Below are 7,807 nucleotides of genomic sequence, written 5' to 3' on the forward strand. Positions count from 1 at the left end.
TTTTAAAAAATCTTTGTTTGCATTAATCTCATGAATTTATCTTTAAGGCTTTTCCCTTCATTCTTTGGATCGATAATTGGAATATCTTTTCCTGTAAGCCTTTGAGATACATTTAAATAGCATTTTTTAGCAGGAGATTTACTATCAGAAAGAGTAAGGGGTTCCCCTCTGTTTGTACTTATTATTACTTGTTCATCCTCTAAAACAATACCCAGCAATGGTAATGAAAGGATACTTTGAACATCTTCTATCGAGAGCATTTCTTGATTAGCCATCATATTAGGGCGAACTCTATTAATTACTAACTGTATTGGCTTTATATCAGAAGTATTTAAAATTCCTATAACTCTATCTGCATCACGAACTGCAGATAATTCTGGATTTGTAACTACTATGGCTTCTTTGCATGCTGAAAGAGCATTTTTAAAACCATCTTCAACTCCTGCAGGACAATCTACTAAAACGTAATCAAACTTTTCACTAAGTAATTTACTGATTTGTTTCATATCTTCAGGCTTCATCCAGTCAAGCATTCTAGGATCACCAGCTGGTAATAGAGCTAAATTCGGCTCCTTTTTGTGTCTAACTAATGCTTGATCAAGACGACATTTCTTATCTAAAACATCTTGAGCTGTATAAATAATACGATTCTCCAAACCTAAAAGAAGATCTAAATTCCTCAATCCAAAATCAGCATCTAAAACAGCTGTTGTAGCTCCACTATTTGCTAGGGCAATACCAAGGTTTGCCGTTAGGGTGGTTTTACCAACCCCACCTTTGCCGGAACAGATCAAAATAGTGCGAGTATTTTTCGACACAGAAAATGAATAATTTCATAAATAATAAGCTAGTTTTAAAAAATTGAAATTTTGTAAAAGTTAAGTAATTCTTAAATTTATTACTTATAAATAAATTTATTTCAAAATATTTATTTACTACAAGTTTTGATTTAGAAGATAAGGTTTGATAATTATTTTATGGTCTTCCAAAATTGCAACTTCGGGATATTGACCCTTAGGCTTCTCTTTTGGACCTATAGCTACAATTTCGCAGATTCTTAGTTGTAGAGGGTTTAGATAAAGCGAGGCAATAGAAGCATTTTTATTTCCATTTTTTCCGGCGAAAGCGATACCATATAATTTCCCCCATACATAAACGTTATTATTTGCGGAAATAATAGCTCCTGGATTTACGTCACCAATAATAAAAAGATCACCATTTGAAGATATTCGATCCCCTGATCTAACCGTGCCTTTGTGAAGTATGTCCTTTTTTAGATATGAAGGATCTAGTAGAAATTGTTCTTCAAGGTCTTTGATTTTTAAAAACGTTGAGTTGATTTTTAAAGACTTTCCACTTAAGACTGTTTCTCTATTATTAGAATAAATATCTGAAAGCTTAATGAAATGTTTTTCAAGGATAAGTTTTAATTTTGCTAATTCGTATGAATTAATTTTTTCATTTTCTGTAATTAGATTTGCTGCAGCTGGGGCTTCTTTAGTAATTAAATTGTCGAAAAATTTTTGATCAAGTTCAAAATTTTTGAAAGAAAATGATTTTATAAATTCATTAGCAATACCTCTTAAAATTAACTTCATTTATACATTAGCTCTTTCTATTGCAATCTGATCCTCTATCTCTTTTCTAAATTCTCCTGGATAAATAATTAGTGAAGTATCCTTTGAAGACATTAGTGTATTTATTAAATCTGATTGATTTTCCAATAGGTTCTGATATTTACCATCCCATATTTTTAGAGAATTATCAGACTTAAAACCTTTAAAAGCTCTTTCTTTAATTCCGCAAAATATCTCTGAATCATAATTATTTAATTTACATTTTTTTCTGGCAAAAGCTAAAATTTCTAGTCTTTTTAATTTTGTGAGAAAACTTATATCTGATGCTTTTAGTAAGTTTCTATCAATAAACATCTTACAAAGAGTCTTTAAAGGTTCAAAAGATTCTTCTTTCCATTTCATTAAATGGAAATAAAATACAATATCATCATTCGCAAGGAAGTCCTTAATCTCAAGTTGGTTTGAAAAAAATATCCATCTGCGCATACTTTCATCTATCCATAAGTCCTTTTTTGCGGAACCTTTTTTGATAATCTGAATAATTTTTTCTAAAATCCAAGTAGAAATTTCATTGATTCTATGGTTATAAATAGTTCTATACATCATGTTCCTTAGAACTAAAAAATGTTCTATAGCTATTATTCCTTTTGGTTTGATTGCGATATTCCCATCTGGAGAAAAAGTAAGAGCTGAAATAATTCTTTCTAAGTCTACTAATCCATATTTTGTTCCAGTGTTATAACTATCACGAAGCAAATAATCAAGTCGATCACAATCTATTTCACTACTAATTAATGTTTTTAAAGGTCTTGAGAATATGTTTTTAGTTGTAAATAAGTCTCCAATTTGATTAGGTAATTCTGTTCCGAAATTCTTAAGAATTGAAGAGATAGGTGCATAATTCTTAACTAAATTTTTAGACCATAACTCATGATTATGAGCAAATATAACCTCACTTGTATGACTTAAGGGACCATGGCCTAAATCATGTAAAAGAGCAGCACCAAAAAGTATGAATTTATTTTGGCTAAAATCAGGATTTATTTCTACTAGTTTTCTATAAATCTTTCTCGCGACGCAAAATACACCAATTGAGTGTGTGAATCTGCTTGATTCTGCTCCGTGAAAAAGAAGAGAGGCCGCACCTAATTGTTTTATCCTTCTCAATCTCTGAAATGCCAAAGTATCAATCAGCTGCATAATCATTAATTCTTCTGGTTTGTCTGAATCAATGATTATTTCTTTATGAATTGGATCATGAAAAATTCTTTTATTGTTCATAACTAAAAAATTATCTATTAAAAAAAAATCTTTTTTTAATTTTCAATGTCTTTGCTTTCTAATTTATTTACTTTATCTTCGACATCATTTTCATCAAATAAAGCGTTTAGTAATATCTCTGCATTTTTTACCCATTTATCCTCAGAATTGCCGTATTCCCTAGCCTCGGGTAGGCCTAAAATTTTATCAGGAATTATACCCTTACCCTGAATATTATTACCCTGTGGTGTTAAATAACTGGCAACAGTAATAGCGATACCACTGTCTTCACCTAAACTTTTCAAAGACTGAATAAGTCCTTTCCCATAAGTTTGTTCACCCATTAAAATTGATCTATTATTATCTTGCAGGGATCCTGCCAGGATTTCACTTGCGCTTGCAGTACCTTTGTTTACTAAAGTCACCATCGGACCATCAAAAGAACTGTTTTTTTGAGAAATTATTGCATCCTTAATGCCATTTCTATCTTTTGTTTCTACGATTGGTTTTTCGCTTAGAAATGAGTCTGCAACTGCAATTCCAGAACTTACTAACCCGCCAGAGTTATTTCTTAAATCAAGTATTACCCCCTCAACGTCCTTATCTTTGAGTTCCTGCAAAGCCTCTTCAATTTTTTTGGGAACACTTTCACTAAATTGAGTTATTCTTAAATATCCAATTGTATGAGAGTCATCTCTCAATCTCTTTGTTCTTACTGGTCTAAGGTCAACTGATCTTCTTTCTAAATCAATTTCTTTAGTCTCATCAGACATAGATTTAATTTGAACTAGAACCTTTGTGCCAGATTCTCCTCTAAGTTTTGATGCAGTATTTGCCAAACCTAACTCGGAACAAGATATTCCATCAACCTTATCTATTTGATCTCCACTAATTATCCCTGCTTCTTCGGCTGGAGACCCCGCTAATGTCGAAATAACTTTGATTTCTTTAGTCATTTCATCTTCTCCTAATTGAAGTCCTACTCCATTTATTTCACTTCCAAAATTGCTTGTTTTGAGAAGTTCATAATCTTTTGGCCTTAATATTCTTGTAAAAGGATCTTCAAGAGGTTTCAACATATCTTCAATTGCAGAATAAGCCTCTTCACTTGTTTCAATTTGTTTCTGTAATGTTTTTTGTCTAATCCTTTTCCACTGGAGTTCATCAAGCCTTTCTGGATCATAATATCCCTCATTTACTAAAGTCCAAGCGTCAAGCACAAATTGCTTGTTATCACTAAGCGCATGGGCGCTTGGAATATAAAAAAAATTGGAAGAAAAAATACAGATCATCATGATTATGATCCATTTTTTGAATATTAAAATTTTGTTAAAAGATGAATTCATTGGGTTAAGTGTTAACACCAAGTAAGTGAATTTTAAGTAAGCTTTCCATATCAAAGCTATTTTTTTTTGGATGTCTGATTCCTCTTCTGTTTATGACTGGTTTCAAGAGAGACTTGAAATTCAAGACATAACTGACGACGTAACTTCCAAGTACGTACCCCCTCACGTAAATATATTTTACTGTTTAGGAGGCATAACTTTAGTATGCTTCTTAATTCAATTTGCAACAGGTTTTGCAATGACTTTTTATTATAAGCCGACTGTTACCCAAGCTTATAATTCTGTTAGCTACTTAATGACTGATGTAAGTTTTGGTTGGTTAATTAGATCTGTTCATAGATGGAGTGCTTCTATGATGGTATTAATGTTAATTCTTCATGTATTTAGGGTATATCTTACTGGAGGATTTAAAAGACCAAGAGAATTAACATGGGTAACGGGAGTTGTTATGGCAGTTATAACAGTTGCTTTCGGAGTTACTGGTTATTCACTTCCCTGGGACCAAGTTGGATACTGGGCAGTTAAAATAGTTTCAGGTGTTCCTGCAGCAATACCTATCATTGGTGATTTTATGGTTGAACTTCTTCGTGGAGGAGAAAGTGTTGGTCAATCTACTTTGACTAGATTTTATAGCCTCCATACTTTTGTTCTACCTTGGTCTTTAGCAGTATTTATGCTGATGCATTTTCTAATGATTCGTAAACAAGGTATTTCAGGTCCGTTATAAACCCTTATAATTTAAAAAATTGAACATTCTGAATTATTTTTATATGTCTACTTTAAAAAAACCTGATTTATCTGATCCTAAATTAAGAGCTAAGTTGGCTAAAGGTATGGGCCATAATTATTATGGTGAGCCTGCTTGGCCTAACGATCTTTTATATATTTTCCCAGTTGTAATACTTGGAACTATTGCTTGCGTAGTTGGTCTTGCTGTTTTAGATCCTGCGATGTTGGGAGACAAAGCTAATCCATTTGCTACCCCTCTAGAAATTTTACCTGAGTGGTATCTCTATCCTGTATTTCAAATTCTGAGAGTTGTTCCTAATAAGCTACTTGGAATCGCTCTTCAAACATTAATTCCTCTTGGGTTAATGATTCTGCCCTTTATTGAAAATGTAAATAAATTCTCTAATCCTTTTAGAAGACCAGTTGCGATGTCAATCTTTCTTTTTGGAACTTTTTTAACTATTTATTTAGGAATTGGTGCTTGCTTACCTATAGATAAATCTCTTACTTTGGGATTATTCTAAAGGTCTTTAAAGATTAAACATGTCTAAGTCATTATTATCTTCTCTTAGAAAGTGATGCATTAATAAAAATCCAACTATTGTCCAAGTCTGATAAGTTCTTGACTGCTGCCCAACCCATGTACCAGTCGGTCCGTCAAAATATTCTGCCCACTCTTGTCTTGGTAATTGATTAAGTTGACACCAATAAGATTCTTCTATTAAAGATCTCATCTCTTCCATTAATATCACATCTTCAGTAGGAAATTTTTTTTGATGTAAAAGAACAGAAGCTCCAAAATACCAAAGTAAACTTGGCCAATGACCTCCGTTGTGATAACTCCAAGGCCAGTTTTTAGGATCTGAGCCTGTTTTATTCTGCCATTCCTCTACATCCATGTGAGGATGACATATTCTCATCGGCATTTGTGCCATAAGGTGTTGTCTGTTGTGAAGCACTAGTCTAAAAAGTGCTCTTTGTTCTTCAGAAGGGAGAACTCCAAACATGCATGCTAAAGAATTCCCTAAGCTATAAAATCTAAAGTCAGGTCTCCCAGTCCTAATGTTTCCTATTAAATATCCACCTCTGTTCTCTAACCAGTCTTGTAGCCATGAAGGGACCACCTGAGGTTGAACATTAAATTCATTAAAATGTTGATCATTACCGTATTGTTCTGTTGGCCTTCTTCTTAGAATTTGCATTGTTTGGCTTGTAACCCAGTAATGCTTTAAAAGAAAACTTCTTAAATCCTCAACCCATTGACTGGTTAGAATAAGTCGCTGGTCTAATAATCTACTAACGTGATCTTCGCGGCTTAATTCCATTAGATTTATACAACTTTTTAAACATCCATGAAGTAATACCTCGACTTCCAAAGGCGCGCCCCAGACATCCATTGGTCTATCAATCATGAATGAACAGTCTGGAACGAAAAGAACAGGTGTCCCCTCAAATGTTGGATGTAAAACTAAATCTAGTAAAAGTTGAATCCCTCTCTGCACACTTTGGCTTTTACCAAATGAATGATCACCACTCTTGTTGACATAAAACCAGCATAATATTGGCCACCATAAACTTGCATCAGCAGATGTAATTCTTCCTATAGATCTTTGTCCATAGTCGCCAATTAACTTTCCTTTTTCTTCGACAAAACTTGTAGGAAATACCCCCCTTGTTTGATAATTAGTGCTTTGCAGCTCAAGACATACCTTTAAGAACTTTTTTACAATATCGTACCTTTTTTGGGTAATGAGATAAATCATTACTGGAACATTATCTCTTAGAAAAATTTCACCATAATTTAGCTTGAGGTTTTTTGTAGGGTGTTCTAGTGCCGCAACACTGCCAACCAACTCCCCTGAAATTTCAACTAAGGTCTTCTCAAAGTGTTTTTTTGCATTTGTTACAATTTTGTCTTCATCTGAACTTGGACGAACTCTTAAATTTTTTTGACTAAATCTTTCTGCCATTTCAGTTGAATCCCTTTAATTAAGCCTAGTTCTTTAAGTGGACTTTGAACAAAATAAAAATTAATAAAAAAATTTTGTATAAAAGGTTGCACAATTACAGTCGGATGGTTTAGTATTTTCTTCTGGGCAAAAAATACTTTTTTGTATTATTCAAAAAATTATCTTGAATTTAATTTTTGATAAATTAATGAATTTTTTAGAGATTTGATTTCGATCAATATCTTTAGCCAGTAGAAGGGTTTTCCTTCTAAATGGGTTATTCACTTGTTGTTTAACTCTGCACCTAGAAAATTTAAAACTTAGGAACTGATGCTTTTATTGCGTCAAGAATTTATCAAATTTAGGTTTGATATTTTTGAGATGTTTTTGCAATAAAGGTGTGAGGTCCCGTCAAGAATATATAAATTGTTTTCAATTGCTAACTTTTTAGTTTTTTGAAAACCAACGGATCTGAGATCTTGGAAAGTCACTTTGAAATATTTTTAATGTGCACTCAAAGTAATCCTTAATTATCTAAGGAGGCTGAACCTAAATAACTTAAGTAAATCTTATTTTTATTTGGAGAACGCAATTCATATTGAGTAGATTTTGTCTACAAAAGGATTTGAACACAACGGAGAGTTTGATCCTGGCTCAGGATGAACGCTGGCGGCGTGCTTAACACATGCAAGTCGAACGAACCTTCGGGTTAGTGGCGGACGGGTGAGTAACGCGTGAGAATCTGCCCTCAGGAGGGGGATAACGGTTGGAAACGACCGCTAATACCCCATATGCCGATAGGTGAAATGAATTTCGCCTGAGGATGAGCTCGCGTCTGATTAGCTTGTTGGTGAGGTAATGGCTCACCAAGGCTTCGATCAGTAGCTGGTCTGAGAGGATGATCAGCCACACTGGGACTGAGACACGGCCCAGACTCCTACGGGAG

The 7,807-nt window shown here is 33.5% G+C and carries 7 protein-coding genes and 1 rRNA gene; 3 read left to right on the plus strand and 5 right to left on the minus strand.

Annotated features, from left to right (window positions below; translation table 11 throughout):
* Positions 1-2 precede the first annotated feature (2 nt).
* The 4 genes from minD to ctpZ all read right to left on the minus strand — a co-directional run bounded on the left by minD (position 3) and on the right by ctpZ (position 4,183).
* Positions 3-818 (minus strand): septum site-determining protein MinD, encoded by an 816-nt coding sequence (minD, locus tag ACTF45_RS03020; RefSeq protein ID WP_288348083.1) that lies wholly within the window; start codon positions 816-818, stop codon positions 3-5.
* Positions 819-935: 117 nt separating this feature from the next.
* Entirely contained in the window at positions 936-1,598 is a 663-nt protein-coding gene (locus ACTF45_RS03025) for a septum site-determining protein MinC (protein WP_438949320.1), read from the minus strand.
* A complete protein-coding gene (locus ACTF45_RS03030) occupies positions 1,599-2,858 on the minus strand; it encodes an HD domain-containing protein (protein WP_288348081.1) in 1,260 nt (419 codons plus the stop codon).
* A gap of 35 nt (positions 2,859-2,893) precedes the next feature.
* Positions 2,894-4,183: a carboxyl-terminal processing protease CtpZ gene (gene ctpZ, locus ACTF45_RS03035; protein ID WP_438949321.1), complete on the minus strand. Its 1,290-nt coding sequence runs from the start codon at positions 4,181-4,183 to the stop codon at positions 2,894-2,896.
* A 70-nt stretch (positions 4,184-4,253) separates the two neighbouring features.
* Between ctpZ and petB the strand changes: the two genes are divergently transcribed.
* Entirely contained in the window at positions 4,254-4,910 is a 657-nt protein-coding gene (gene petB / locus ACTF45_RS03040; RefSeq protein WP_011131962.1) for a cytochrome b6, read from the plus strand.
* Positions 4,911-4,953: 43 nt separating this feature from the next.
* The gene (gene petD, locus ACTF45_RS03045) at positions 4,954-5,436 is read left to right on the plus strand and encodes a cytochrome b6-f complex subunit IV (protein ID WP_438949322.1); all 483 of its coding nucleotides are present in this window, start codon (positions 4,954-4,956) and stop codon (positions 5,434-5,436) included.
* A 6-nt stretch (positions 5,437-5,442) separates the two neighbouring features.
* Here petD and ACTF45_RS03050 read toward each other — a convergent pair whose 3' ends face one another.
* A complete protein-coding gene (locus ACTF45_RS03050) occupies positions 5,443-6,882 on the minus strand; it encodes a glycoside hydrolase 100 family protein (RefSeq protein WP_438949323.1) in 1,440 nt (479 codons plus the stop codon).
* A gap of 610 nt (positions 6,883-7,492) precedes the next feature.
* Here ACTF45_RS03050 and ACTF45_RS03055 point away from each other — a divergent pair.
* Positions 7,493-7,807, plus strand: a 16S ribosomal RNA gene (locus tag ACTF45_RS03055); the annotation flags it as partial.

It is taken from the genome of Prochlorococcus sp. (assembly GCF_965655815.1).
In the GTDB taxonomy this organism is placed as follows: domain Bacteria; phylum Cyanobacteriota; class Cyanobacteriia; order PCC-6307; family Cyanobiaceae; genus Prochlorococcus_A; species Prochlorococcus_A pastoris.

Coding starts and splice junctions, on each gene's coding strand:
- ACTF45_RS03025 (WP_438949320.1), bottom strand. CDS start 1,598: ATGAAGTTAATTTTAAGAGGTATTGCTAATGAATTTATAAAATCATTT.
- ACTF45_RS03030 (WP_288348081.1), bottom strand. CDS start 2,858: ATGAACAATAAAAGAATTTTTCATGATCCAATTCATAAAGAAATAATC.
- ctpZ (WP_438949321.1), bottom strand. CDS start 4,183: ATGAATTCATCTTTTAACAAAATTTTAATATTCAAAAAATGGATCATA.
- petB (WP_011131962.1), top strand. CDS start 4,254: ATGTCTGATTCCTCTTCTGTTTATGACTGGTTTCAAGAGAGACTTGAA.
- petD (WP_438949322.1), top strand. CDS start 4,954: ATGTCTACTTTAAAAAAACCTGATTTATCTGATCCTAAATTAAGAGCT.
- ACTF45_RS03050 (WP_438949323.1), bottom strand. CDS start 6,882: ATGGCAGAAAGATTTAGTCAAAAAAATTTAAGAGTTCGTCCAAGTTCA.